This window comes from Eoetvoesiella caeni (genome assembly GCF_003315175.1).
In the GTDB taxonomy this organism is placed as follows: domain Bacteria; phylum Pseudomonadota; class Gammaproteobacteria; order Burkholderiales; family Burkholderiaceae_B; genus Eoetvoesia; species Eoetvoesia caeni.
Genome location: NZ_QNRQ01000003.1, coordinates 381,959 through 406,715 on the forward strand (window position 1 = coordinate 381,959; position 24,757 = coordinate 406,715).

Annotated in this window: 19 protein-coding genes and 1 tRNA gene; 6 read left to right on the top strand and 14 right to left on the bottom strand. The window is 59.0% G+C overall.

Annotated features, from left to right (window positions below; all coding sequences use genetic code 11):
• Nucleotides 1-15 precede the first annotated feature (15 nt).
• On the top strand, nt 16-159 hold the full coding sequence (locus DFR37_RS22975; RefSeq protein WP_170139864.1) for a hypothetical protein: 144 nt from the start codon (nt 16-18) through the stop codon (nt 157-159).
• On the opposite strand, the gene pbpC is transcribed toward DFR37_RS22975, so the two are convergent.
• Together pbpC and DFR37_RS08365 are read right to left on the bottom strand one after the other, a co-directional pair.
• On the bottom strand, nt 143-2,389 hold the full coding sequence (gene pbpC / locus DFR37_RS08360) for a penicillin-binding protein 1C (protein WP_113932759.1): 2,247 nt from the start codon (nt 2,387-2,389) through the stop codon (nt 143-145). The two genes, DFR37_RS22975 and pbpC, sit on opposite strands and share 17 nt — an antisense overlap.
• Before the next feature lie 12 nt (nt 2,390-2,401).
• Nucleotides 2,402-8,470: an alpha-2-macroglobulin family protein gene (locus DFR37_RS08365; RefSeq protein ID WP_113932760.1), complete on the bottom strand. Its 6,069-nt coding sequence runs from the start codon at nt 8,468-8,470 to the stop codon at nt 2,402-2,404.
• Between the two features lie 282 nt (nt 8,471-8,752).
• Here DFR37_RS08365 and DFR37_RS08370 point away from each other — a divergent pair.
• Nucleotides 8,753-8,831 (top strand) — tRNA-Ile (locus tag DFR37_RS08370).
• 648 nt (nt 8,832-9,479) lie between these two features.
• Here DFR37_RS08370 and DFR37_RS08375 read toward each other — a convergent pair.
• The 7 genes from DFR37_RS08375 to DFR37_RS08405 form a co-directional block, all read right to left on the bottom strand.
• Entirely contained in the window at nt 9,480-9,935 is a 456-nt protein-coding gene (locus DFR37_RS08375; protein ID WP_113932761.1) for a hypothetical protein, read from the bottom strand.
• The gene (locus tag DFR37_RS08380) at nt 9,932-10,705 is read right to left on the bottom strand and encodes a helix-turn-helix domain-containing protein (protein WP_113932762.1); all 774 of its coding nucleotides are present in this window, start codon (nt 10,703-10,705) and stop codon (nt 9,932-9,934) included. Before DFR37_RS08380 ends, DFR37_RS08375 begins: the two co-directional genes overlap by 4 nt.
• 69 nt (nt 10,706-10,774) lie before the next feature.
• Nucleotides 10,775-11,317 carry a hypothetical protein gene (locus DFR37_RS08385; RefSeq protein WP_113932763.1) on the bottom strand — a complete coding sequence of 181 codons (543 nt, stop codon included), beginning with the start codon at nt 11,315-11,317 and terminating at the stop codon, nt 10,775-10,777.
• A 20-nt stretch (nt 11,318-11,337) separates the two neighbouring features.
• Nucleotides 11,338-11,760: a hypothetical protein gene (locus DFR37_RS08390; protein ID WP_147251594.1), complete on the bottom strand. Its 423-nt coding sequence runs from the start codon at nt 11,758-11,760 to the stop codon at nt 11,338-11,340.
• Between the two features lie 707 nt (nt 11,761-12,467).
• Nucleotides 12,468-14,591 (bottom strand): AAA family ATPase, encoded by a 2,124-nt coding sequence (locus DFR37_RS08395; RefSeq protein WP_113932765.1) that lies wholly within the window; start codon nt 14,589-14,591, stop codon nt 12,468-12,470.
• Between the two features lie 111 nt (nt 14,592-14,702).
• On the bottom strand, nt 14,703-14,945 hold the full coding sequence (locus DFR37_RS08400; RefSeq protein WP_113932766.1) for a helix-turn-helix transcriptional regulator: 243 nt from the start codon (nt 14,943-14,945) through the stop codon (nt 14,703-14,705).
• A 260-nt stretch (nt 14,946-15,205) separates the two neighbouring features.
• A complete protein-coding gene (locus DFR37_RS08405) occupies nt 15,206-16,516 on the bottom strand; it encodes a tyrosine-type recombinase/integrase (RefSeq protein ID WP_113932767.1) in 1,311 nt (436 codons plus the stop codon).
• A 553-nt stretch (nt 16,517-17,069) separates the two neighbouring features.
• Between DFR37_RS08405 and DFR37_RS08410 the strand changes: the two genes are divergently transcribed.
• Nucleotides 17,070-17,372, top strand: a complete 303-nt coding sequence (locus DFR37_RS08410; RefSeq protein ID WP_113932768.1) for a type II toxin-antitoxin system HigB family toxin — start codon at nt 17,070-17,072, stop codon at nt 17,370-17,372.
• A 3-nt stretch (nt 17,373-17,375) separates the two neighbouring features.
• A complete protein-coding gene (locus DFR37_RS08415) occupies nt 17,376-17,747 on the top strand; it encodes a helix-turn-helix domain-containing protein (RefSeq protein ID WP_113932769.1) in 372 nt (123 codons plus the stop codon).
• 191 nt (nt 17,748-17,938) lie between these two features.
• On the opposite strand, the gene DFR37_RS08420 is transcribed toward DFR37_RS08415, so the two are convergent.
• The 3 genes from DFR37_RS08420 to DFR37_RS08430 form a co-directional block, all read right to left on the bottom strand.
• Nucleotides 17,939-18,226, bottom strand: a complete 288-nt coding sequence (locus DFR37_RS08420; protein WP_242341743.1) for a helix-turn-helix domain-containing protein — start codon at nt 18,224-18,226, stop codon at nt 17,939-17,941.
• Nucleotides 18,216-18,497 carry a type II toxin-antitoxin system RelE/ParE family toxin gene (locus tag DFR37_RS08425; RefSeq protein ID WP_113932883.1) on the bottom strand — a complete coding sequence of 94 codons (282 nt, stop codon included), beginning with the start codon at nt 18,495-18,497 and terminating at the stop codon, nt 18,216-18,218. Before DFR37_RS08425 ends, DFR37_RS08420 begins: the two co-directional genes overlap by 11 nt.
• Nucleotides 18,498-19,027: 530 nt before the next feature.
• On the bottom strand, nt 19,028-19,252 hold the full coding sequence (locus DFR37_RS08430) for a DUF2061 domain-containing protein (protein ID WP_113932771.1): 225 nt from the start codon (nt 19,250-19,252) through the stop codon (nt 19,028-19,030).
• 519 nt (nt 19,253-19,771) lie between these two features.
• Here DFR37_RS08430 and DFR37_RS08435 point away from each other — a divergent pair.
• Nucleotides 19,772-21,811 carry a hypothetical protein gene (locus tag DFR37_RS08435; protein WP_147251595.1) on the top strand — a complete coding sequence of 680 codons (2,040 nt, stop codon included), beginning with the start codon at nt 19,772-19,774 and terminating at the stop codon, nt 21,809-21,811.
• A 174-nt stretch (nt 21,812-21,985) separates the two neighbouring features.
• Here DFR37_RS08435 and DFR37_RS08440 read toward each other — a convergent pair whose 3' ends face one another.
• A complete protein-coding gene (locus DFR37_RS08440; protein ID WP_242341742.1) occupies nt 21,986-23,149 on the bottom strand; it encodes a PQQ-dependent sugar dehydrogenase in 1,164 nt (387 codons plus the stop codon).
• A 225-nt stretch (nt 23,150-23,374) separates the two neighbouring features.
• Here DFR37_RS08440 and DFR37_RS08445 point away from each other — a divergent pair, with 225 nt between their 5' ends.
• Entirely contained in the window at nt 23,375-23,776 is a 402-nt protein-coding gene (locus DFR37_RS08445) for a hypothetical protein (protein ID WP_113932774.1), read from the top strand.
• Nucleotides 23,777-23,794: 18 nt separating this feature from the next.
• Here the strand turns inward: DFR37_RS08445 and DFR37_RS08450 are convergent, their stop codons facing one another.
• Nucleotides 23,795-24,658 (bottom strand): amidohydrolase family protein, encoded by an 864-nt coding sequence (locus DFR37_RS08450; protein ID WP_113932775.1) that lies wholly within the window; start codon nt 24,656-24,658, stop codon nt 23,795-23,797.
• Nucleotides 24,659-24,757: the final 99 nt, after the last annotated feature.

Below are 24,757 nucleotides of genomic sequence, written 5' to 3' on the forward strand. Positions count from 1 at the left end.
TTTTCGGAGGCCGTCATGGCTGATAACAAACCAAAATTTTCGCCCGGCCTTATTACCGCTGTTGTCACCATCGTCTTTTTGGTGATATTCGGCTTTGTAATCCATCATGGCCAGAATGGCATCAGCCACAGCCAGCAAGTCGTCAACCAGGCGAAATAATCGCGGCCCGTTGCGTTGCGCCACGCACTTCAAACGTTGCGTGGTCGCGCAATTTCCCGTCGGCGCCCAATAGTTCTATTCGATGCTTGCCGGGCCATGGCGCCCACCACCCGCGCAGCCCCTCGCCCGCCGGCTTTCCGTCCACATGCCACATGGCGCCGCGCGCATCGTGGCCGGTTCCGGACGCCAACAATAATAATTTCTGCTTGTCCGGCGGTATGTCCGGGTCCAGCGCCACTATCGTACCCGGTGCCGGGCTGATTATGCGCAACAGCGCATCGCCTGCCTTTTCAGTACCGCGCAGACGCACACGACTGACAGCCGTGTCGCCCACGAAATAATCGTCGCGCGCAGGCTCCAGGCCACCTTCGAACACAACCGCGCGGCGCACTACGCCCGATGGCGGCGGCGGTTGCATGCTGTCGCCGCCGCGATGCAAATAATTCATGATGTCATGCCAGATCGGCCCGGCGCCCGAAACCCCCGAAACATCGCGCATGCTGGCGCCACTGCTGTTGCCGGCCCAAACGCCAACGGTATAGCGCTGTGACCAGCCCAGGCACCAGTTATCGCGCATATCTTTACTGGTTCCGGTTTTCACCGCGGTCCAGAATGGCGTAGCCAACGGGCTGTCCAGCCCAAAAGTGCGCGCACGCGCATGCCGGTCGGACAGCACATCGCCAATAATCCAGGCCGCCGCCGGCGCAAACACCTTCTGGCGCGGCGCAGGCCCACCCTTTGCCGGCACAAACTGCAAAGGTCCGTACAGGCCTTGCGTTGCCAGGCTGCGGTAAGCGTTGCTTAAGCTCAAGAGCGACACGTCGGCGCTGCCCAGCGCCAGGCTGAAACCATAGAAATCGCCGGTCTGGTCCAGCGGCAAGCCCAGGCGCAGCAGACGCTGCTGGAAAGCGTCGGGCGTCACCATCACCAAAGTACGCACGGCGGGAATATTCAACGACGACGCCAAGGCAATGCGCATGCTGACCCAGCCCGAAAACTGCTTGTCGTAGTTCTGCGGTATATACAAGCCATTGCCCGTGGGCAGCCCCAGCGGACTATCATCCAGCAAGGATGCCGCCGTCAAACGCTCTTGCTCTATGGCCTGGGCATACAAGAAAGGTTTCAGCGTCGAACCCGCCTGGCGCAGCGACCGCGCGTGATCCACCCGGGCCGCCCGCGACAGCTCGCCCGACGAACCCACGTATGCCAACACCTGGCCGGTTTCATTGTCCAGCACGACAACGGCTGCATCGCTGACGTGGCTGGAACTTAATTCACGCAGCCGGCGCATCACCGTCTGAATGACGAAACGCTGCAGATCCGCGTCGATGCTGGTCAGCACATGCGCGCCCGCGCCGGGCTGGCTTTGTTCTATGACCCATTGCGCAAAATGCGGGGCCAGCCCGTCGCTATCAACGCGAACCGCCGAACCGTGCTGCAGGCTGGAGCGCACAAAAAGGTCCAGGTCCTCGCATTCGCTCTCTTGCCCCATTTCCTTGAGCAAAGCGCAGGCGCGCTGCGCCAGAGTCCTGGCCGAAGCATTGGGCGCACGCAGCATTGCGGCCGCCAGCGCCGATTCGCGCGTGTTCAGCCCGCTGGCATGTTTTTGAAACAACACCCGCGCCAGGGCGTCCACGCCCACGATCTCGCCGCGAAACGGCGCAAGATTCAAATACGCCTCGACTATCTGCTGTTTGCTCCAGTGCCGTTCAAGCTCGCGCGCCGCTTCGATCTGGTCGATCTTCTGCGCGATGCTGCGCCGCCGGGCGCCCCGTTGTTCGCGTTCACCGCTTAACAGACTGCTTAATTGCATAGTCAGCGTCGAAGCGCCACGGCGCCCTTGCCCGAACGCCATCCCCCATGCCGCCGCCGCAATAGCGCGCCAATCGACGCCCGAATGTGAATAAAACCTTTTGTCCTCCGACTGGATCACGGCCGCCAGCAAGGCCGGGGAAACATCATTCAATGCCAGCCAGTCGCCGCGCCTGCCCTGGTAATCCGTGCGCATCCGCTGCAAGGGATGGCCGCCACGATCAAGCAAGACGATGTCTGACGCGCGATACTGTTCACGAACCTGCTCATAAGCTGGCGCGGCTGCCGCAGGACCAGCTTGAAACGAAGCGAGAAAAATACAGGCAAGCAGGAATTGCCGCCAAAGCCGCGCCGTCAGCCGCCGCGTTGCAGCTTGCCGCCCCGCGAGCACAATGCCGCATACTGCCCATTGACTCATCGTACCGTTCTCCTAACGGGCCGCCGCGTCTGTTCCAGCGGTCGCATCCTGCACCGACAAACCGCCGCCGTTGGGGCGCACACCGTATACGTCGGGCTGATACAGCGCCTCGATACGAGTGGGCGGCAACAGGAAGCTGCCAACGGTATTAAGCCGTACCGTGTACTCAAGGGTGGTAGTGCCTTGCGGCAGATATTCGTAATAAGCACGCACGCCTTCAAACGACCGCTCGACAAAGCTGGGCTGCCTGTCGAACCGCCCGTCCCGCTCTACATCAGCAGGCGTAGCGGCAGTCGAGGCAATGGCCGAGTCCCGCCCCAGGCCGCTGCCCAGGATGGTGGCGCCGGCCGGCACCGGATCGCTAAGCACGGCCCACACGGTTGCGGTCTTGGCGGTAATACGAAGCTGCACGCGGTATACGTCGCCGCGCGACCACCGCCCCGGCAGCGCCTGCGCAACAGGCACGATTTTTCTTTGCACATCGTAGCCGGCCGCAATGGGCTTGACGACAGGCACAGCCGCCAAAGAACGTACTGAAGCCCATGCCACGCCCGGTCCTTGCTGCTCTATGTCAAGAACCTGTTTGGCGGCGGTGCTCCATGGCTGGAAGTAGCGCTGCACCGGCACGTCCGTCGGCGCCTTCACCTTCAGGGCATTGCGCGCCTGCGCCGAACCAGGATTCGGCTGCCCGGCTGCGGGCCAATTGTAGGTAAGGGTCTTCCCGCCCGGCACCAATTGCATGCGCACCTGCCCCGAAACAGCGTCATGTTCGAAATGGCGCGCGAACTTCTCCATGGCCAGGCTGGCCATCAGGTTGGAAGTGGTGGTACGCCATGCGCCATTTTGCTGACGCGCCATCAAACCCTGAACAAGGCGCGGCATGTCTTCGTCCCAGGCCGGCTGCCCTATCACCGTCAAGATCAACTTGGCGGCATTGACCTCGGGACTTCCCATAAGCCACCACCAGTTATTCTGGGCATCGTCGGCAAATACCAGTTCAGTTCCACGGCTTAGCATGCGGGCCTGGATAATTTGGCCGGCCTGCTCCTTCAAGGCCGCGGCATTCGGTATGCCAGGAACGCGCGACACGATAGCCAGCCAGTCGATCACCGCCGAAGTAGGCCAGGTATCGGGTGCAATGCGTATGCTGCCCAGCATGCGCGCATTGGCCGCGCCCTCGCGCGACAAGGCTTCAAGCACCAATAGCTTGCGCACGTCCAGGTCGTTTTGCGGCGCCCACCGATTGCGCACGATTTTGCCGCTTATGAAGGCCAGCAAGCCGTTCTTCATTTTTTCGCGGCTTGGTTCGGGAATGGCAAACGGCAAGCCCAGCGCCTGGGCTTCGTTGCTGGCCGCCAGCAAGTAAGCAGTAAGCACTTCGCTGCCGCGCGACATGCCGGGAAAATAGCGGGCCAGGCCGTCATCGTCCAGATAGTCGGGCAACTGCGCCATAAGATTCGACCATTGTTCGCCGCTGCGCAAGCCCAAGGCCTTCGAGCTTAGCTGCTCCAGGCAGGTATATGGATAGGCTTCGAACCATTTGCGAACGCCCGGAAGGCCGCCGGCCAGCGAGGGCTGCAAATAAATTTCCAGGCCGCCGCGCGGCTGCCCTTTGCCATCTTGCAGGCTACCTTGCGGGGCCTGCACAGCCAGGTGCACGGGGCGGCTGGTTTCAACGGCAGTCAAGACGCTTTGCTTGGCGGTGATTGGTACGCTGGGCAACAAGGTTTGCTTGAACGCCAGCCTGTCGCCCGCAAGCGCCGCCGCCTCTTTCATCTCCTTGGCCTCCTTCGCCGCCGCGAGCGCGCCAGGCGCCGGTACGGGAAGCGGCGCCTGTCCTTGCGCCACCTCGCGCGCCTGCAGTATCCAGTTCAGCACCGTTGAACTGTCCGGCGCATTGCCTTCGGGCGCCTGCACTTTCCAGTTCACCGCCTGCGCTGCGCCAGCCGGCACCTGTATCAATTGCGTCGCCAGCGTTTCGGCAGGCAAACCCGGGCCGGCGTAGCCCGCATCGACCTGAATGCGCATATCGCGCTGCGTCGTATTGCGCACGGTAACAGCGGCCTGATATGCGTCGCCCTCGCGCACCAAGGCCGGCAAGCCCGAAATCAGCTGCACATCCTGAGTTGCGGCAATGGCCGCACTGCCCGTGCCGAAGCGCTGGGTGCCGTAGTCTGCCACGGCCACCAGGCGGAATGAGGTAATGGAATCGTTCAGGGGTACGGTAAGCCGTGCCGACCCGTGTTCATCCAACGGTACGTTCGCCTTCCACAACAGCAAGGTGTCCAGCAGTTCGCGCGTGGGGCTCTTGCCGCCTCCCCCGCCCGCAGGCAGGGCCTTGCGTCCGTAATGGCGCCTTCCCACTATCTGCATTTGCGCCGTCGCGGTCTCCACGCCGTAACCGCGGCGCTGGCGCATGGCGTCCAGCAGGTCCCAGCTTGCATTGGGCGCCAATGCAAGCAAGGCTTCATCGACCGCCGCAAACGCCACTTGTCCATTGGCTGCCGGCGAACCGTCAGGCAGCGACACCTGGATACTTACTTCGGCTTTGTCCCGGACCTGATAGCGCGGCTTGTCTGCGCTGACCTTGACCACAAGCTGGTCCTGCTTGCCGGCTACGCGTATTTCGGCCAGGCCAAAGCGGAATGCCGGCTTGGATAAATCCACCAGGCCGGTCGGCGCCGTATATTTGCCGCCCGTCCCGCCGTATGCCTGGAACCATGCGCCCGGCTGCTTCCATCCCCATGTAAAGAAGGAATACCAGGGCACCTCGTGCAGGCGCCCGCGTAAAGCCAGGACCGACACATAAACATTGGGACCCCATTTCGGGTCGACTGTCAGGCGCACGCGCGGGTCGGTTCCCGAAAGCTCGACGACCTGGGTCGACAGCACCCCTTCGCGTTCGACCGCAACCAGCGCCGTTGCTTCGCGAAACGGCATCCGCACCTGGAATTCAGCGATCTCGCCAGGGGCATACACCTTCTTCTCCGGGATGATGTCGATGCGATCGTCATTGGCGCCGCCAAACCACAGTTCATCGCCACCCACCACCCATACAGACGACGTTGCCTTGGAGACACGGCCCTGGGCATCGCGCGCCGTTGCGACCAGCACGATTTCACCGGACTCCTTCACGCTTCCTTTGCATGGCAACTGGCCCTGGTCGTTGGTCTTGCCTTCGCAAACCACCCCCAGGTCGCGTGTTTCGACATGGCTGTCGTAGCTATAAAATCCGCCCACCATACGTTTGCGGGTTGAATACCTATTGCGGCTGATCGCGCTGACCGACATGCTGACATCCGCCTGCGGCTTGCCGGCCGGCGACAAGGCCAGCCCCGTCACCGCAATGTCCTGGCCTTGCGCCACCCAGCTGCCGGCGCGTATTCCAGCCACCACGCCGGCCGGCCATACCGTCGCGGTCTGGCTCAAGGTCTGGATTTCGCCGTTAGGATCGGCAAACGTCGCCTCGAACAGCAAATCGCGAGGCTGGCTGCCAAGCTTGGGCAATGTAGCGATCTCGGTACGAGCTCCGCCATGCGCATCCAGGACGACAGGTTTTTTGTCGAGGAACAGAGACTGCGCCTCGGCCCCTGCATCGGCCTCGTTGCCGTCTTCCTCATAGTTGTAGGCACCGAACGAATAGTCGTCATAGCCATCGAAGCTAAGTGCCTTGTCCCGCACCATGGCGGACATGCTGGTGTGCAATTGGCTGGCCGGGCCGCCCGACACATAGGATATTTGCACGTCGGCATTCAGCGATTTCGGTGCAATCAACAAGGGCGAGCCATCGGCCGCGCTGATTTTCAAGCCGCCAGTCAACACCGGCAACTTGAACTCCTCAATACGAAACTCGCCGTCCGGCTGGGCATAGCGGTAGTTCGTGCCCGTCAAAGTCACGGCATACACACCCAGCTTGGCTGTCTTGGGAACGGCATAGCTGCTGACCGCGCTCAGGCCGCCCGAGGGCGTCGGTTTCCAGACCAGCGGCAGCTCAAAGTTTTCACCCGAACCCTGATGCTCGATCACCACCGTATCGGGAAGGACCTGATCTTTGCCCGGCACGGCCAGGCCATCGCGCGTCTGAACGCGGATGTAATGCTTCATGGAAATGGTTTCGCCGGCCCGCAACAAGCTGCGGTCGAACACCGTATGCGTTACCTTGGTGGGCGTCGGCTCGGTATTGGTGGGCACATTGAAACGCCAGGATTCTATGCCCCGGTTCCAGCCGGACAAAACAAAAGAAAAGTCCGCCTTGCCATAAGCTTGCGGATGATCGGCCGGAATACGGGCCGAAACATAAACACCGCTTAACCCCGTGCTCTCGCAGTAGCTGGGCGCGGCAAGCGCCTGCGTGCCGTGCCAAACGCCTTGCGCGTCCGTCGTGCCCGATGCCAAAGCCCTGCCCTCGCAGTCCAGCACATTGATCTGCGCGCCCGCCACCACCTTGCCCTGGTCCAGGGTAGTCACCCAGACCAGGACGTCGTCGCGCCCCTGCTTCATGTGCACGCCCAAGTTGGTCACCAGCGCCGAGCTGCGCACATACATGGGTTTGGCCGATTGCAGCAACGCAGCCCCCAACCGGGCCGACTCGACTTCCAGCACATGAAATCCGGGCTCGCCGACGGGTATGCCTATGACCTCCAGCGGCACATCAGCGCCTTCTTCCATCAAGGCCGGCAAGGTCATTTCGCGCACATCGGCCTGTCCCGCCAATGCCGAAAACCCGCGCACATCAACAGCCGGCCCCTTATCGTGCGCCGGCGCACGGTCGGCCATGATTTTTTTCAACTGAAGCTCGGTCAACATGCCGTCGTCCAGCCGCTGCAGGCGCGCATACCAATGCAGCACATCCACATCGTCCTGAGTAACGCGGTCGCGGACCTTGCCTGCCGACACAGCCAGTTCTTTGCCGCGCAACTGTCCTTCGACATTACGTACAGACAGCGGCACTGTCGGTGGCTCCGCGCTGTCGGCCTGCGCCGGCGCATAGGCAAAGCGTTCGATCACTCCAAAGGGCGCCGCGGCAAACTTTACCAGCGGCGGGAACGGCGCCATCGGAATCGACAAAGGAAACTGGTCCGCGTTGCTCAACGCGCGACCCGCGTCGTCCCGAATATTATCGGGCAGTTCAAGCTTCAGTTCGGCGCGCTCGGGAAACGGCCCCGCAAACCGCACGTAGTCGACGCTGCCGCGGTAGGAGTCATCCCGGTTTTGCGGGCCGACCTCGCCGTTCGGCGTTCTAAGGCGTATCTTGGCCGCCTGTTCGCTGGACACGGGCGCATTGAAATTAAGCACTATCGGCGACACAGGCGTGCAAGCCGCGTTGGCGTTTTCGCGCTGGCAACTGAACGAGGCCTTGAAAGGTTCGCGCACCGTGTAATCGAACGCCTGCGCCTTGTCGGACGCGACACCGGAAGGCGTCGCCACCCCACGTCCTATAATCAGCTGCACTTTTCCGTCGGCAGACAGCCGGCGCTTACACTGCACTAGTTGCACGCTGTCGTCGCGCTGCGACTCCGGTATGTACGCGGCCTCTAGAATAGCCTTGCGCTCGGGCTCGCCTATCAAACGTACAGGAATTTCTTCGCCCAGCCCTTGCGCCACGCACATGACATGGGCCGCAACGGTTTCCGGCTTGACCTTGCCGTTGAATCGCAGCACGAACACCTGGTCCTCGTCGACCATATCGCTGCGCGGAAAGGTTTCAATAACCTGCGGCCCGCCGGTCGCAAACGTGAATTGGGTCTTGCCGCGCAAGGCTTCGCCATTAAGCGCACGAAAACCCGGATCGGCCTTGGCCTGGCATTGCACCCCAGGCCCCGGCCGCTGCTCGAATACGTAAGTCCAGCGCCGTGCATCAAGCCAGCGTCCCTGCCCCGTCACGCTGGCGTCATTGCAACTGACTGTCAGCGGCGCCTTGGCTTGGTCGTCGCCAAAAACAATGACTGGCGCATCGAACATGACCTTGATGCTTTCGACTACCGCCACGCGGCCCTGGGGCGAGAATTGCGTTATCTGAGCCGCCTGCGCACCGCAAAGCGACAAAAACAGAATCCAGCCCAATGCAGCGCGGCGAACCATGGCAACTCCCTTCCCGTCTTGTATGTTCTTAGCCGTGCAGTTTACTCAATGGCCCGTCCAAAAGTAGAAAAATATCGTCAACTGGCAAGCCGCATCGGAGTATGCGATAATTTCGGGCTTGTTGCCCCTCTAGCTCATGCTTGGTTAGAGCAGCGGACTCATAATACATGGCGCAAGATGTTGTAAAAGCAGTAAAAACGTAATAGAATCAACGCGTTACATGGTTGGCAGCACACCACGCAAAGCCACCATGTAACGGGTAAGTAACAGAAGCAAAGTTTCGGGCCGCTAGCTCATGCTTGGTTAGAGCAGCAGACTCATAATCTGTTGGTGCTGTGTTCGACTCACAGGCGGCCCACCAAAACGAAGCCCCAGCCCTCACCGGCTGGGGTTTTTCGTTACTGCATCCCGCAACACCCACGGCTACCGGCCACACTGCGCCAGCTACAGGCCGCGCAGCACCCGAGCCAATACCAGTGCGGCACCCTTGCGGTGATCGCCGCCTGTGCCGCCCGCTACGCTGCCCAGTTCGCCGAGGCCGTACAGGCCGCGTTCGATTAGTCCTCATCGTACCGCTATTGATCGTTCTGATCGTCTAATACCTTGGCCTATAGCCTGATTGCTGCCGATGATTTGTCATGCCAAAAACAAACCCGCCGAAGTCATGCGACTAGGGCGGGCTTGAGTGCCGCATCAGGCGAGGAGGAACCGCCCTGCGGCTGCATCCGATCGTTTAACGAGGGTCGGTGTGCTTGACCTCGGCCTCACTGAGAGTTGTGGTTACTGAGGGACTACCATTCTTCAACCTTCCGGCCATCCTTGCAGGGTAGGCACATGCGAACCCCTGCAACGTCACGCGAGAAGAACTTACGGCCACACCGTATGCAGGGACGCCAGCCGACATATCGCACAACGCGGGGCGGGTTGTAATTCCGGTCTAGCACTGGCTCCCGCCTGTCGTCGCGCTGGTGCCATTGCGGCGGTTCGATAATGTCGCGTCCCTCGCTCATTACTGCACCTGACGGCGGGCAATCTCGGCTTCGATTTGTTCCAGCGTGGGCAGGGTGAAACTCAAGGGCGGATGCAGGTCGTACAGTTCCGCCAGCGCGGCAAGTGCCTTCACCCGCGCATCTGCATTCTTGTTCCGCTTCGGGTCGGCCAGCTCATACAGGCGGGAGCTGATTCGGTCTTTGGTGACTGCCTGCATCCGTTGCTCGTTGGGCTGCACGTCTGCAAAGACTGTGGCGAAGTAGAACTGTGGGCCGCTAAGTGGCAGGGTCATACGCATCCCGGCAACGGTATCGAGCACGCGCTGCCACGTTGCGCCTGCCGACTCCCAGGGCTGCGCGGCGATAGCCCGGTTCATGCCGACTAGGCAGATGGTGTAGTTCTCAACTGGTGCTGTCCGTTCATCGTCAAAGACCACATGCAGGCGCTTGTCGTGGTCGGTGTAGGTCGTTATCACTGTTCGTTCTCCTTTGGTGCGGGTAATGCTGGCGGGATGCCATACAAGCCGCTCACGGTGTCGGCTGCGATGTACTGCACGTCCAGCTTCTTGAAAATCTCTTGCAGGGTGCCAATCTCGGCAGGGGTCAGCTTGGCCCGCATTTCGTCGCGCAACTTGGGGCGCTCGTCGCGGTCGGGGCTGGCGGGGTTGTGCATCTTCTCCAGCAGGTAGCCGTAGAGGTGCATTTCGTCCATGTCCAGCTTCTGGAGGTCGTAGCCCGATTGCTCGTCAGTTGTGACGGTCACTTCCTGCTGGAGCTTGGTTGCAGCATCGAGGCCGAGCAGCTTGGCGCGGCGTTCCATGACTTTGACTGCCGTGTGTATCGCTGCCAGCTTTGGAGCTTTGTCCTCAAGCACCCGCGTCAGCACGTCGCCCGTTTCGGGGTTGCGTACAGGCTGGCCGGTGTTGTCCAGCATGGGTGCGCTTACCACACGGCCCGCGCTCACAAGGGGATGGAACGCCTTGACCGTCTGCATGGCCTCGGTCAGCAGAACGTCACAGCGCCCCAACTCGAGGGTGAGCAGTTCTTCGGCTGGTTCTTTCGTTACGGAGGTGAGCGCCCGGCTGATAACACGATGCACCGTGTCTGCGCCGACGTTCATTTGTGCGCCGATTTGTTCGAGGGTTTTTCCCTCCAAGCGAAGGGAAAGCATCTCAGCGCGGCGTTCTGCTTCGCGGATGCTCTTGGCGCTGGTGATGGCCTTCGGGCCTTTGCCTGTCTTAATCATTCGGTACTCCGATGGACAGGCACTTATACGGGAGCGTTGCGCTGCCGCAGGTTACGCCGTTCTGTTCAGTTACATGAAAACGCTGATGCGACTCAGTTCCTTGCTGATGTTCGCGGTGCGGGTCTTGGACATGCCAAGCGATTCAACAATGCGGCTGACGCGAGCATCGTTCTCTTGCGTGGCGAAGCCTTCCGGGGTCGCGCCGGACTGCTGCGCGAAGTAGCGTGCTTCCTTCCAATCATGGAGGTCGGTTTCCAGCGCACGCACCAGTTCTGCAAGCGTCCCGGCCAGAGGCTCAATGTCAGAAATTCGCTTAACAGCACGACCGAGAATCGAATCAGCAGTGGCCTTCAGCTTTGCACCAAGTTGGGCGCGTTCCAATTCTTCGGCGCTGTTAATGTCCGTCTCAAGTGCAGTGCGGCGCAGTTCAAGGCGAAGCATCAAGCGACGTGCCTTCTCGATTTCGATTTCCAGCTTGTCGGCCTTTGCGTCCTCGCCCTTGGCAGCGGCGTCGTGCCACTGCGAGTGCAGCAGCGCATGGCTCGCGCTGGCTTCGTTGTGTTTGGCGATTACGTCAGCAAGGGTTTCGCGGAGTTTTTCAGGGTGGCTCATGGTCGTTCCTTTGTGGTTGATTACTTGCGATGATGGTTGGTGGCGTTGAGTTGAGCCTCGAATGCGGCTTTGCGCCGAGCGCCACTGTCGCCCCCGTTGAAGGCGTGCGCCTTCTGGTCAAGTTCGGCGCTAACCATCAAGTTCGGCAGTGCATCCTTGAATTTCTCAAGCTCCTGATGCTCTGCCACCGTCAATTGAGACGGGCGGGACGGTTGCCCGCTGGTTTGGTCTTCACGATACTGATTAGTCTTCACTGTCGATGCTCCTTGGTTGAGAAGGTGGGTTAATGCGTCTTGGCGGGAAGCCCCCGCCCCAAGACTCTGTCTGACCTGCTCCACCGCTTGGAGAAGGTCTTTGTTCAGGGTGAATTCCACGCGAGCGCCGCCGTCGTTTTTCAATCGGTCGCGGAATGCTTGCTGGTTCCTGGCGTTATCGGTTGGCAAAGCTGGCCTCTCGGCTGGTTTGTTGTAGTGAGTGCAGCTTATGGCAAATTACCGGTAATAGCTTGACGGAAGCCACTACATATAGTCGAAGTCCATCATCAAACTACTAGGGGTAGTGGTCTGCGGCCACATTGCAGCGAGTGGCATCAGGTGGCGCGGCGCTCTCGGTTTTTCGCGGTTGAGGTACATAGCCATTACTCGATAGTTCGCAGGAACGAAAAAGCGGAAGCAGGTCAATCCATTACGGGGCTAGAACTTGGTTTTGCTAGTACGTCGGTCGAGCAGGTTCAGCCGAACGAGGGCAGGGCGCTGTAGGCGGCGGCGCGCGGCGGCCCGGGCGCAGGTGCTGGCCACATGCGGCGCACGGCCTGTGCGGCCCGCTGGTGCCCACTGGTGGCACTTGCTTGCAAGGTGGTGCCCTGCGGTTCGCATGGGGTTGGTTCCCTATGTGTTGGACGGCCTGAATTGGTCTAACGACCGTCTGCATTTCCATCTTTCCGGCTAGCGAACCCGGCTTGCAATTTGCACCGCCAAAACTGCCTTGCAGGGTGCCGGGGGGGTGGGTTGTTTTCCCTATAGGGCTACACCCCCACTAGCGAACCCGATTCGCTAGGGGGTGCCAGGGGCTGTCGGGGTTCGCTAAGTGGGGGCTAGCGAACCCCTAGCGAACCCGGGGGCTCCCCAAGCGAACCCGGCAGCTCATACCCTCACCCTGCACATTCCATCGCTCTCAACCAGTCGTTACCAGACGGGGAATTTTTCTCCTTCGCCAGCCTGCTCGCTGCCATCAGTCGTTCAATGGAAGCAAGGACGCGCTGTTGGGTGATCCCCCGGTGTGGTTTCATTTCGGAGAGCTGGGCCTTCAGGGAGTTCTTGCTCGGGTATTTGCCCGCCACAACCTGCTGATGCACCCATTGCCAGATGAATTCGTCATCGTCCGCGTCGGTCTCGGATGCGCTGACATGCTCTTGCATGGTGTGGGAAATGACGCACGATGTGATGGGCTGGCCGTCCTCGTCGTAGTCGAGAAACACCTGCTCAAGTGCAAAGTCGTTTTTCATGCCGTCGCTGCCGTCCTTGGACTTGCTCACTTCCCAACGGCGGCTCGTGTTCTGTTTGTCCTCTGACACGCGGGAGACAGCGATCGCGCAATCCAGCGCACCATTCAGCCCCGACCAGCCGCGCAGGCCTCGCGTCTCGTCCTTGCCGCTGTGATGCACGACCAGCACGAACCCGCCTAGCTCGGTTTGCAGGTCTTGGAGGTTGGCAATCAGTTGGCCCATGTCGGCGCTGGTGTTCTCGTCCATCCCCGGCGCACTTGCTGCCAGCGTGTCGATGCACACGACACCCCCGCCCAAACCTGCATCTAGTATCAGGCTGACAAGCTCTTTGAGGGTGTCGGGTTCGCGCAGGTCAATGGGCTGCTCAATGAACGCGATGCGGTCTAGCGTCCCCTTCTTGGTGCGGTAGGCGTGAATTCGCTGCGGCATACCGGCTTGGCCTTCCAGCGTGATATAGACCACAGGTGCAGCCTTCGTCGGAATCCCGAACCAGTGGAAGCCCCCGGCAACTGCTGCCAGCAGGTCAAGCACGAGGAAGGACTTACCCGACCCCGGCTGGCCGAAGATTGCGCCGATACCCTTTTCAGGTAGCACGCCGCGCACCAGCCATTTCATCGGCGGGCGGGATGCAATCTCATTCGCTGCAACAAGCCGAAGCCCACCGGCAGGAGTTACCCGCGTCGGGCGTTTCGGTGCCATGCGCTTGACCAGTTCCCCGGCCAGCAGTTGAAGGGCGATCAGTTCCCCATGCTTCGCATTCGGTTCGTTGGCTTGGTGCGCTCGTGCTTGTGCCAGCGTCCGGTCGAGATAGTCTTTGCGCTTGGTGGCCTTGTCACGCTGCCCGAGTACCGATTGCAGGAACAGGCGCTTCACCTGCTCATTGTTCGCGCTGTACTCGGCCAGCATCTGCACCAGTTGGGCGTCGGCCTTGCTGTGGTCTGTATGCCCAATGGCTTGCCAGTCGCCGCTGAACAGGGCTTGAAACTTGGCACCGTTCGCCGCGCTGGTGGCGCGTTGCAGAATGGCCTCGTCTGCTTCCACTTCTGGCCCATCGGCCAGCGGTTGCGCTGTCTCGGTGCGCCCCATGTCAGCAGCCAGCATGTCCAGCAGTTCGGGGCGGGGTGCGATAGGCTTCTGGTGCAGGGGGTTGCCTGTGCAGATCATGAATCGCTCGTGCGAATAAACCTCCACCCCGTCGCGCCTCATGCCCTTGGCCACCTTGCCCGTGACCCACACATGCAAGCCGCGCCCACTGCGCGAATGCTCGGTGTAGCTGTCAGCAGCATCAACGATCTTTTGGAAGCGCCCCAACTGTTCGGGCGTCGTGTCGTCCTTCACGTCCAAGTCAATGCAGGTGAAGGGGTCGGACTCATGCAGCATGTACCCGATATGCAGACCGTGATGAGCAGCGAACGCGCTGGCTTCATCAAAGGTGCGCCACGTCGAAGAGTCATTGACTCGCGCATGGGGTAGGCCTTGGGTAGCGATTCGGGGTGCTTTGTCCTCGCCAGCGACGCACCATTGCGAACGCTCCCGCAACTCTTGCGGGATGCAGGCCCAGCGGTCGGGCTGCGGGGCGGCAGGGGCCGCGATCACAGGGTTGCCGCCGTGTTGGTATGGGCCACACTGTGCGGCGTGCTGTGCGGGCAAATTGTCAAAGCCTGTCGGCGCGAGGTGTCCTATGCTTTGGACAGGCTCATTCAGGGGGCTGGTTTCCTTAGACCGGAGCGGGTTGCGGCCCGACTCCGGTTTTTCTTGATCGAAGCTCATGTTTCTTCCCTAGCTGTTACGCATGAGTTACAGCACTAGGCCGGAGCGGACGGAACCGCTTGAAACGCTTTGCGAATTGATGGATTGGCTCATGTCCTGTGAATACTTTGTTCAGTAGGATTGGGCGCCGGTGTTACCTGTGCCGGTATGCGTATTCGCGGCAAGCCAAGCGTCCAGCGTGGCTCGTTCGTACCGAACCAGCTTGCCCAGCTTGACGAACTCTGGGCCGCGCCCGCCCTGTGAGCGCCATTGCGCGAGGGTGTTGGGTGAGGGTGTGCCGCCCAAGTAGGCGGATGCTTGTGGGGTATCGAAAAGCTGGCGAACTACGGGCTGCACTTGCGTGGTCGTGGTCATGGCGGTGACTCCATCTACGGCCACCGCCACCAGCAATAGAAAAGGCGGACAGTGGGCCAACTGCACCGCATTACCAGTGCCACTGACCCCCTGTCCGCCTTAGCAGACTTTTCGTTTGACCCTTTCGGGTCGTGTCCTTTCGGACGGCCTCCCGAAGCATTGCGCTACGGGTTCAGCAAGTGGGTGATGGCCGTAATGTAGCAAAGTGGGCCATCGTGTGCAATCTTATATTGTGTTTTCCGTCTAAGTCTTGGGTCTCATCAAGCCCGCAGGGCTATGACGTTCTCACCGCTGGCCGCAGCCTTGGCAATCTCGCCCTGACGCACTATCCATGCGCTGATCGCTTCCAGCGCGGGCAGCAGCGATGCCGGGTCGGGGTTGTTCGCGTAGTGCTTACCATGCACGTCCGAAGCCTTGTGATTCTCTAGCTGGCGGCTGGTGTCGCCGTCAATGCCCACGATCTTGGCAACGTCCTCAAAGGTGCGGCGCATGTCGTGATTGGACAGGTGGAGTCCCGCAACCTCGCTGACCTTCTCCCACATCGCACGCGGGTCTTTCATGTGGCCGCTGTCGCCGCGCACTGCCGGAAAGACGTACTCCTTACCCTTCGTCGTGCGCTCGGCATAACGGCGCGTCAGAATCTGGTGCAGCGCCTTGGTGATAGGAAATGTCATCGCGTTATGGTTCTTCGCAATGTCGCCGGGGATATGGAAGGTGGGCAGGTCGCCGTCGAGTTTCACCCTGTCCCATGTCAGGCTTGATGCTTCCCCGATTCGACACCCCGTAAGAATGAGAAACATCACGAGGTCTGCCGCGACGCTGGTGCTGCGCCGGTTGCGCTCCGGGTCTGCGTACTGCTGGAGCAGCAGCCATGTCTCGCCTAGCTTGTCCTTCGGGATGCGCCCGTCGCGTGCCTTCTCCGGGTTCCACTTCGCCATGCCCCCTTGCTTGAACATCTGCGACACCGGATTGACCGGCAGAATCGGGTAAGTGCCGTCACTGGTGGCGTTCTTCTCCCGCGCCCAGTTGAGCAGCGCCCGCAGGTTACGGAACGCCTGATTAGTCTGCACTGGTGCCGTCTTGGACAGCTCGCGGAACCGCTTAATGCACGCCTCGCGGTTAATCTCGGCAACGGGCTTGTCGGCCCACTCTGCGAAGGTGACGACCACACATTTCCGAAGGTCTGCCTTGCTGGTCGGGCGCAGCGGGCCATGCTTGGTGCGCTTGTGCTCGATGTAGTCCTCCATCACTTCGCGGAGGGTTTCGGTCTGCGCGACCTTCTTGCGCTTCTCGTCCTGTGGGTTGATGCCGTCGCCCATATCCAGCAGCATCTTCAAGGCACGCTTTCGCGCTTCGTCGCAGGAAAGCATGGGATGCTGGCCGAGCGTGAAACGGCGCGTCTTGCCATTCACAGGGCGCTGAACGATGTAGCTCCGCACCCCGTTGGAGGTGACGCGGACGCCGAAGCCCTTTGTCGCACCTTCCTCCCAATAGAACTCTTGCCCTTTCGTTGCTGACGGGACGGGCAGGTTCTCAACTGCCAGCTTGGTGAGCTTCTTGATGGTCGCCATGTCAGTTGCCCTCCTGCACCAGCGCGGAGAGTGTGGGGGCTGCTATTTCTGGGTCGGTTCCGGTTATTCTTGTCATGTTGGCATTTCCTCTTAGACGTTGCGATGCTGACCAGAGGTCGGGACTGTTGGCGCAGTCGCCGGCCTCACTCGTTCCACGGTCTTACTTTTTCCCGTGTAAGCCCAGTGTAACGAATGCACGTAGAAGTTAGCAATAGCACATATAACGAAAATCGCCGCTAAGTCGTTGATTTGCCTACGGTCGTATAGTTACATATAAGCAGGCAAAAGCAGGTATAATGCCACCCCTGATAACTCATAATCCGTTGGTGCCGTGTTCGACTCACGGGGGGGGCACCAATACTTGTGCGGGTTTCCAAGAAATTGGAAATCCGCTTTTCTTTTTATATGTGGTGGTTTATGAAACAGGTCGGTTCTTTCCCGTGGGCCGAACTGCACCCCAAGGTTGGATTGGAGTCCAACTTTTGGGATTCAAAGCGCGGGGCGAAATAAGTATATGCTTGCCTTGGTCCCAATTTGGGACTATAGTTGATCCATGCGAGTAATAGCCGTCAGCACCCTACGTCAATTCTGGGAAAAGCACTCAGACTCTGAGCAACCCCTGAAGGCTTGGCATGATGAAGCCACCCAAGCCGCATGGGCCCAACCAGCCGAGATCAAAACCCAATACCGCAGCGCCAGCATCTTAAAAAACCGGCGCGTCGTATTTAACATCAAGAGCAATGACTACCGCTTAATCGTCGCTATTGCGTACCGCCTCGGCATCGTCTACGTGAAATTTATCGGCACTCATGCCGAATACGACAAGATCGACGCCGAGACTGTAGAAATGGAGTAACTCATGCAAATTCGCCCTATCCGTACCGAGGCCGATTACAAGGCCACCTTAAAAGCAGTCTCCCGCCTTATGGAGAGCGACCCAGAATTAGGCACTCCCGAAGGCGACCACCTGGATGTGCTTGCCACCTTAGTACAGGCTTACGAAGCAAAACACTATCCTATTGACCTACCTGACCCCATTGAAGCAATTAAGTTTCGGATGGAACAGGCAGGCCTGACAGCCAAAGACTTGGAGCCAATGATTGGTCAGCGTAACCGTGTTTACGAGATATTGAACCGTAAACGCGCCCTGACGCTACCAATGATTTGGAAGCTGCATCAACAGCTTGGCATTCCTGCCGAAAGCCTCATCCGCCCCGTCCCTCACACTTAAAAGTTACCGCTCGGGGAGGCTATTGTCATAAAAACCTTCGATACGTTGATTTGATCAAAGTATTTCGAACATATCGATGCGGACTCATAATCCGTTGGTGCCGTGTTCGACTTACGGGGGGGCACCGATCATATCAAGCGCTTAGGCCAACTCTTCGGGTTAGCTTTTTTTCTTGTCGCCGCCTCAAAAAATCAGGCCGGCTCCGCTTCCAGCTTGATAACGGTACGGCTGCCCGTCGCTTCAGCGTAGCGCGTGAGTGTACGCATCGAGGGCATAGTACGACCGCTTTCCAATCGGGCAACGGTGGACTGAGTTGTATGCATACGCTTTGCGATTTCGTCTTGCGTCAGGCCGGCGCGGACACGCGCCGCAATCAGTTCGCGAGCAATTGCAAATTCAGGCGTTTGGGCCTCGTATTCGGCCTTCGTCTCAGGGTCAGCCAGCAGGCGGGTTTTCAGTTTGGATAGGTCAGTCATCATCAAGGCTCCGTAATCGCTCGTAGGCAATTTCGATGTTCCTGCGCGGCGTCTTCTGCGTTTTCTTGATGAACACATGCAGCACCATTAGCAGCTTGCCTGTGCGCGCCACATACACCGCACGGGCAATGCCGTCGCGCCCGGTCATGCGCATTTCCCATAGCTTCTCTTCTAAATGCCGAATATGAGGCATTCCCACGTTCTGAGGCCCCAACCCTTCAAGCAGCTCGGCTATATGCAGGAATCGCGCCCGCATGTCGGCCGGTATAGCCATCAACTCATCTTCGGCGATAGGCAACAGCTTGACACATCACACCATCATTTTATCTCTTTTTTGCTATGTTTGGTAGTGCTGAGCTACATCGCTGCGGAAGAACGTAACTTTCGCTTTTCTGGTCCAGGGCATTGTATAAGCCCACCGGCATCTTTCATTTTTAAGGTGGATAGTCATGTCCATCCTAGTGTCGAACCTGAACGCCCGCAACACCGTGTGATTGCATATGCCGCGCATTTCCTTGCTGAACGTTCGCTCGCCAAGAGCGTTTTGGCAAGGCAACGGACACGCCTCCCTGATTGATGCAATGTTCGACTCACGAAGGCGCCGATACTCGCCCAAAAGCGCAACGAATTATCGATATATTCGTTATGAAACGGGTTGTTGGCTGGCCGGGCCCATTGGCGCATAATTGAATTTTCGTTCCGACACGCAAGCGTCAAGCGGGAGTTTCACATGAACGGCCATCCCAACGAGCCGCCCGAGCCGCATCCGCCCGGGCCCGACCCGGACGATTTATCGCTGCCCGATCAAGACGACATAGAAGTGCCGCCCAAAGAACCGCCCTCGCCGGTGAAATTGGATATACGCGCCCAAAGCTTGTCGTGCAGCGGCATCAAGAGAACATTGCAGATGGGCTCTATTACCGCGGCCACGCCTCCTACCGCCAGCGAGCCCGTGATCGTGTAAGTCACGGCAAACGCAACGCTCATATGAAGGCATACCTGGCTGGTCTTATAGGCAACAATTCGCATAATCAACTCCTGAAATCAACACCCCATTTTAATGCGAATAGATCTCATTAGCAGTTGTTTCTCTTTACCATCACGATAGGCATCGTCTATTGCCGGGCGGCAATCCCGATCCCGATCACCATCGCTACGCTCGTAGCGATGGCCTGTATGGCCAAGATGCGCCATGCCCATTCCGACCACAGCTCCGCCATACAGGCAACATCCAAAATAATTACGATCCGTTTGGCGTAGACCCGTAGTTTCTACCAACAAGTGCTATAAAATAAGTTACCTCAGACGCACGACGTAACAAAGAAATAGAACAAACATATCGCCCACACGAGAAAGCGACAGCTCCAGTCGCTCCAAGCCGCAGCTCACCAAACCGCAACACCAGTCAGTACTCCAGCAACCTGCTTATTACCGAGCCACACAAGCCCGTGTTTCCCTTGAAGACGGCACTGGCGCGGCCTCGGTGTTGCTGACGATTTTGATGTCTATTCTGTAGTTAATTAACTAGAACAATCTTGGAGCAACATCTTGAAAATCAATCGGTTTGCGATGTGGTTCATTGCATTGGCCTCGTGCGTAATGCTAAGCAGTTGCGGCGGCGACGATGGCGTCGATGCCAGCAACACCGGCGAAAATTTCTCTACACGTGTCCATGTGCTTGCTTCGGCAAGCGGCAGTCTCACGCCAGCCGAGCCCGGCAACGCAGCAAATTCCTCCTGGACGCTTACCCTTAATAATCCCGAACCTTCCGCACTCTGGTACACCGACCGGCCAAACCGGGACGTTGGCGCCATGCCGCTTAAAGACTACGCGGACGCCACCTTCTGGCGCAGCGCTTATGGCAGCGTCAATCCCAACGCGACAGTGCTTTTCCAACCGACCGGCACCACCGACCTTAACGCGGTGTACCTATCGCTATCCACGCCTTCCTACAACCAACAATCCAATACGATCACGTTCCAGGCAAAGTTCCTGAATGGCGATATCAACCAGGCAGCCCCCGCCACAGTAGCCTTTACCAACGCAACACTGAACGTGCTGAACAACGCCACCGACGACAAGCCAGTATCGTCGTATATGCAATATGCCGATCAGGCTGTCTTCCAGCCCACGGCGGTGGTCAATCAGTACAAGCTGGTATTAAGCAATGCCGGCCCGGAAATGATATGGGTGGACAATGCGCCCGGACAGTACTCGGACAGTCGGCCAATGTCATATTTTTTCCCGCAATGGCCTTATGTTTTCAAAGACTCGCCGCCCAATGCGGCCCTGGTCGGAACCACGCCAAGCGGCAGCCTGAAGCTGTATTTCGTGACTCTGACCGATCCGGAATACGATCAACCCTCGGGACGGGTCAGTTATACCGCTACGCTTTTAGGGCAAACCTCCGGAGCGCTGGAAATGCTTAACGATCCCGTACTAAGCATCGACTCGGGCGTGTTTTCCCGCTTCCCGCTACCCGGAAAAGGCACGGGCTACCAGGCCTTCGGCCAGGGCTACGACCCATCTTCCGCCAACGACACCTATATTTATTTCGGCAGCGACATCGCCCGCAAGCAGGTGGGATCGCTCTGGGGAACCCAGTCCTACCTCTCGCAAAGCTGCGAACCGAATTGCCGCAACGACCTCAAGATAATGAAAGACGACGGCATCAATTTGATCCGGCTCTACGATTGGGATCCCCGCAACGACCACAGCCAGTTCCTGGATTACGCCAATAGCCTCAATATCAAAGTAGTAGTGCCCATCAGCAATTGGCTGCCGACGCAAGGCTCCAACGTCTGGGACGAACAGGTCCCAGGCTATTTCAGCAGCCGCAATTTCGGCAACAAGGCAGGAACCGACTGGCACCCGGCTATAGCTGGCGTAATCATATCCAACGAGCTGGATGCGAATGGCGGCCAATATTACGACAACGTAATCGGCCTGGTCGCACGCTTCATCCAGGAAGCCGACAAGAAGGGATTCAACAAGACCGTTCCGGTGGGCGTGCCGGTGACCTTTGTTCCCCAAGGCGCACCGCTGGCGCCGGGCGGGCAGAACATGCCGGCCTGGAGCCAGTTCAACCGCTTGCTGACCGACCCTAGAACCGCTCAGTACAAAGACAGGCTTATGCTGTGCCCCAATACATACAACAGCAAAGACTATCTCTTCACCAACGCCGAAGGTACCGGCGAGGGCTGGGTTCCGCTGACTTACAAGAAATTCGGAGTCCCCATCCTATTCACAGAAATCGGCTATAGCCGGGCAAAACCCGATTACACCCCACAGTTCGTGCAAGACCAGCTACAAGGCGTGCTTGAATACCAAAAAGCCAATCCGCAACAAGTGCTCGGAGCCATGCACTTTCAGTTCGACGACAAGGTCTGGAAGCAAACGCCTGACGACTCGGATACTGAAGGCGCGTTCGGCATGTATCACCATGGCGCCATTCTGAAGCAGATTACAACGGTGCAAGGGGATTACGAGTACTACAACAATGATGCCAAGGGCGGCTACGGCATCCTGACCATTGACAAGCTGGAGCAGACTCGTACATACGCTCCGGTAATCGAAGCGTACAAGTAGGGCCGTCTTGCCGACTCTTTGAGTCTTCGCGACCTACTGTCTAATCCGCCCGATGCATGCGTTTTTCATACGCGTGCATCGGGTGTTTTTTTAAGCGATACCAGGCTTGAAGAAACAAGCCCATGCCGGGCAATGCACGATTTGCCGATGCTCTATCCGACTGCCGGTAAACGCTCAGCGCTTCGGCACAAGCCTTAGCAGCTTTCCTTCGCTTTCGTCTTCAATCAGCCAAACAGCGCCGTCGCGGGCTACGGCAACGTCGCGTATACGGTGTCCGAGATCCCAGCGTTCGGCTTCGTGGGCGCCGCCATGGCCGTCGAAGCTGATGCGCACCAGTCCTTTCTCAACCAGGCCGCCGATAAAGGCAGAGCCGCGCCAGGACGGGAACATGGCGCCGTTGCAGAAGGACAGGCCGGCGGGCGCGATGACCGGCGTCCAATACACGACGGGGGCTTCGAATTCGGGGCGGGTGCTGTGGCGAGGAATGGGTATGCCGCTGTAATTGTCGCCGTTGGATACGATCGGCCAGCCGTAGTTTCGGCCAACCTGAACAAGGTTGAGCTCGTCGCCGCCGCGCGGGCCCATTTCATTCAGCCAAAGGCGTCCGTCCGGCGCAAACGCCAGGCCATAAGGGTTGCGGTGGCCGGTGGTCCAGGTCTGGGCCTTGACACCGCCTTGCGCGGCCATGGGGTTATCTTTCGGCGTGGATCCGTCCAGGTTCAGGCGCAGCACTTTGCCCCTGGCCGCGTCAGGATCCTGCGCTGTCTTGGGCTCTTGGCGGTCGCCCACCGTAAGGAACAAGTATCGGCCATCGGGCGAGAAAGCAATAATGCCGCCGGGCTGACCGCCGGTGCTGGCCTGGCCCTGGCGCCAGATGATGGCAAGATCCGCAAGCCGGGCCGCCCCGCCGGATTCTTCCAACTGTGCGCGGGCAAGCGCAAGCACACCGCCGCCGCGCTGGGGCTCGACGAAGGTGAAGTAGATCGTGTGGTCGTGGGCAAAGCCCGGCGACACCGCCACGTCAAGCAGCCCGTTTTGCCCATGGTAATAAACTTTGGGCATGCCGGGCACTTCCGTCTTTTCACCGCTCTGCGTCGCTATGAACAGCTTTCCCGGCTTTTCAGTGACCAGCAGGCGGCCGTCGGGAAGAAACGCAATCGCCCACGGATACTCGAACGTGGCAACGCTGGACAATGCAAAGGGTTGGTTGGGGCTGGGCCGGTTCATGCCCGCGTTTTCAGAGGCCGCATGCACTGATACGGGAGCAGCAACAAACAAAGCCGCGCCCACCAGCGCTAAAGCGCGGGCGATTCGGGAAATCAAGTTTTTCATTCTCATGGTGTGGCTCGCCTCGTTCCGTTGCACAAAATCGCCAAGTCTGTACCAGCATAGCAAGAGACGATCCCAAATGGCGAACAAGCTGCCGGCCTGCAAGACACAACCATCAACTCGAAACAATGGCCGCAACCCAACACAAGGCTTACCTACTAGCGGCGATAAACCCGTAGAATCGAAGATATATCCCTGCAATATTTCTTATGGTTTTAGACAAAAGGAACAACCATGACTGATAACCCGTTCGGCGAACCGGACACGCGAACCATCGGACGCAACTATCTGATGCTGGTTTCGGTCAAAAAAGACAATATGGCGGCCGTTCAGAAAGCCTTGGACAATCTGAAAAAAGCCGTCGACAAGAATGCGCAGCCACTGTGGATAGATTCACGCGGCATTGGCGTGTTCATCACGACCGGCATGGCCGCGTCCGAGATTCGCGCCGCGGCTTTTCACGGTGTAAGCGGCGACTTCACCGACATCAAGGATGCCATCGTCATCGAGATCGGAAGCGACTGGTATGCCAGCGACGAAACCAATATCAAGAACTGGCTGACCGCCCATGCCAAGACCTCTTCATCCCCCGCGCCCGAACCTCGCACGCGAAAGAACAAAGAGAGCCCTTGGTAGCGCTCAGCCCAAACTCCATTAAGGAAAGCCGTAAAGACGCGCCGGGTTGTCCACCAGCAGCCTGCGATGTTCGGGGTCCTTGCAAAAGCGAAACATCAAATCAACCAGTTCGCCGTCGTTGGGCATGTCTTTGGATATGTTCGGATGCGGCCAGTCCGTACCCCACAAGACGCGGTCTGGAGCGGCCTCGATTAAAGCCTGTGCAAAAGGGATCGCGTCGTCGAACGGCCGGCGCCCCACCGATACGCGTTCAGAGCCGCAAACCTTGACCCATGCCAAGGGGTTGTGCATCAGCTCAAGCAGTTCCTGGAAAGGCTTTTGCTCAAGTCCGCCTTCGGCGCGAACGCGGCCCATGTGATCAATGACAAACGGCACTTGAATGCGATTGATGCGGTCGCTATAGGCAAGGATATCCTGCGCATCCAGATGCAGGACCACATGCCAGCCCAGTTCGTGAATGCGGCCCAGCACGCGGTCGAACACGTCCAGATCGGGCGCGCCGCCCAGATGTGCAACGAAATTGAATCGCACGCCGCGCACCCCTTGTTGATTCATGTCGGCCAACTGCTCGTCGGTGACCGCGCCATCGACGATCGCTACGCCGCGATAGCGTCCGTTGCCGCGCTGTAGCGCGTCGACCATGGCGGTATTGTCGGTGCCATGGCAACTTGCCTGAACAATCACTCCGCGCGACAGGCCGAGAAAGTCGTGCAGGCGCACCAGTTCTTCAAAGCCCGCGTCAGGCGGCGTGTAGCTGCGGTCGGCCGCATAGGGAAATTTCGACGCGGGGCCAAACACATGGCAATGCGCATCGCAAGCGCCAGGCGGCAGCTTGTTGATGGGCTTTATCGGATTCGCATCAGGAGGCAGGCATGATTTCATGATTGTTCAATTCGAAAGTTTCAGACAACAACTACCCATTGCGCACATCGGAAACGATGCCGCACTCTATTCTTTCCAGCTTTGAGAAGTAGCGCGGGG

What these genes read in the sequence shown, in the direction of transcription:
- DFR37_RS08445 (WP_113932774.1), top strand. Translation starts at nt 23,375, where the DNA reads ATGACTGATAACCCGTTCGGCGAACCGGACACGCGAACCATCGGACGC.
- DFR37_RS08440 (WP_242341742.1), bottom strand. Translation starts at nt 23,149, where the DNA reads ATGAGAATGAAAAACTTGATTTCCCGAATCGCCCGCGCTTTAGCGCTG.
- DFR37_RS08415 (WP_113932769.1), top strand. Translation starts at nt 17,376, where the DNA reads ATGCAAATTCGCCCTATCCGTACCGAGGCCGATTACAAGGCCACCTTA.
- DFR37_RS08395 (WP_113932765.1), bottom strand. Translation starts at nt 14,591, where the DNA reads ATGAGCTTCGATCAAGAAAAACCGGAGTCGGGCCGCAACCCGCTCCGG.
- DFR37_RS08405 (WP_113932767.1), bottom strand. Translation starts at nt 16,516, where the DNA reads ATGGCGACCATCAAGAAGCTCACCAAGCTGGCAGTTGAGAACCTGCCC.
- DFR37_RS08410 (WP_113932768.1), top strand. Translation starts at nt 17,070, where the DNA reads ATGCGAGTAATAGCCGTCAGCACCCTACGTCAATTCTGGGAAAAGCAC.
- DFR37_RS08450 (WP_113932775.1), bottom strand. Translation starts at nt 24,658, where the DNA reads ATGAAATCATGCCTGCCTCCTGATGCGAATCCGATAAAGCCCATCAAC.
- pbpC (WP_113932759.1), bottom strand. Translation starts at nt 2,389, where the DNA reads ATGAGTCAATGGGCAGTATGCGGCATTGTGCTCGCGGGGCGGCAAGCT.
- DFR37_RS08380 (WP_113932762.1), bottom strand. Translation starts at nt 10,705, where the DNA reads ATGATTAAGACAGGCAAAGGCCCGAAGGCCATCACCAGCGCCAAGAGC.
- DFR37_RS08420 (WP_242341743.1), bottom strand. Translation starts at nt 18,226, where the DNA reads ATGATGACTGACCTATCCAAACTGAAAACCCGCCTGCTGGCTGACCCT.
- DFR37_RS22975 (WP_170139864.1), top strand. Translation starts at nt 16, where the DNA reads ATGGCTGATAACAAACCAAAATTTTCGCCCGGCCTTATTACCGCTGTT.
- DFR37_RS08365 (WP_113932760.1), bottom strand. Translation starts at nt 8,470, where the DNA reads ATGGTTCGCCGCGCTGCATTGGGCTGGATTCTGTTTTTGTCGCTTTGC.
- DFR37_RS08425 (WP_113932883.1), bottom strand. Translation starts at nt 18,497, where the DNA reads ATGGCTATACCGGCCGACATGCGGGCGCGATTCCTGCATATAGCCGAG.
- DFR37_RS08430 (WP_113932771.1), bottom strand. Translation starts at nt 19,252, where the DNA reads ATGCGAATTGTTGCCTATAAGACCAGCCAGGTATGCCTTCATATGAGC.
- DFR37_RS08385 (WP_113932763.1), bottom strand. Translation starts at nt 11,317, where the DNA reads ATGAGCCACCCTGAAAAACTCCGCGAAACCCTTGCTGACGTAATCGCC.
- DFR37_RS08400 (WP_113932766.1), bottom strand. Translation starts at nt 14,945, where the DNA reads ATGACCACGACCACGCAAGTGCAGCCCGTAGTTCGCCAGCTTTTCGAT.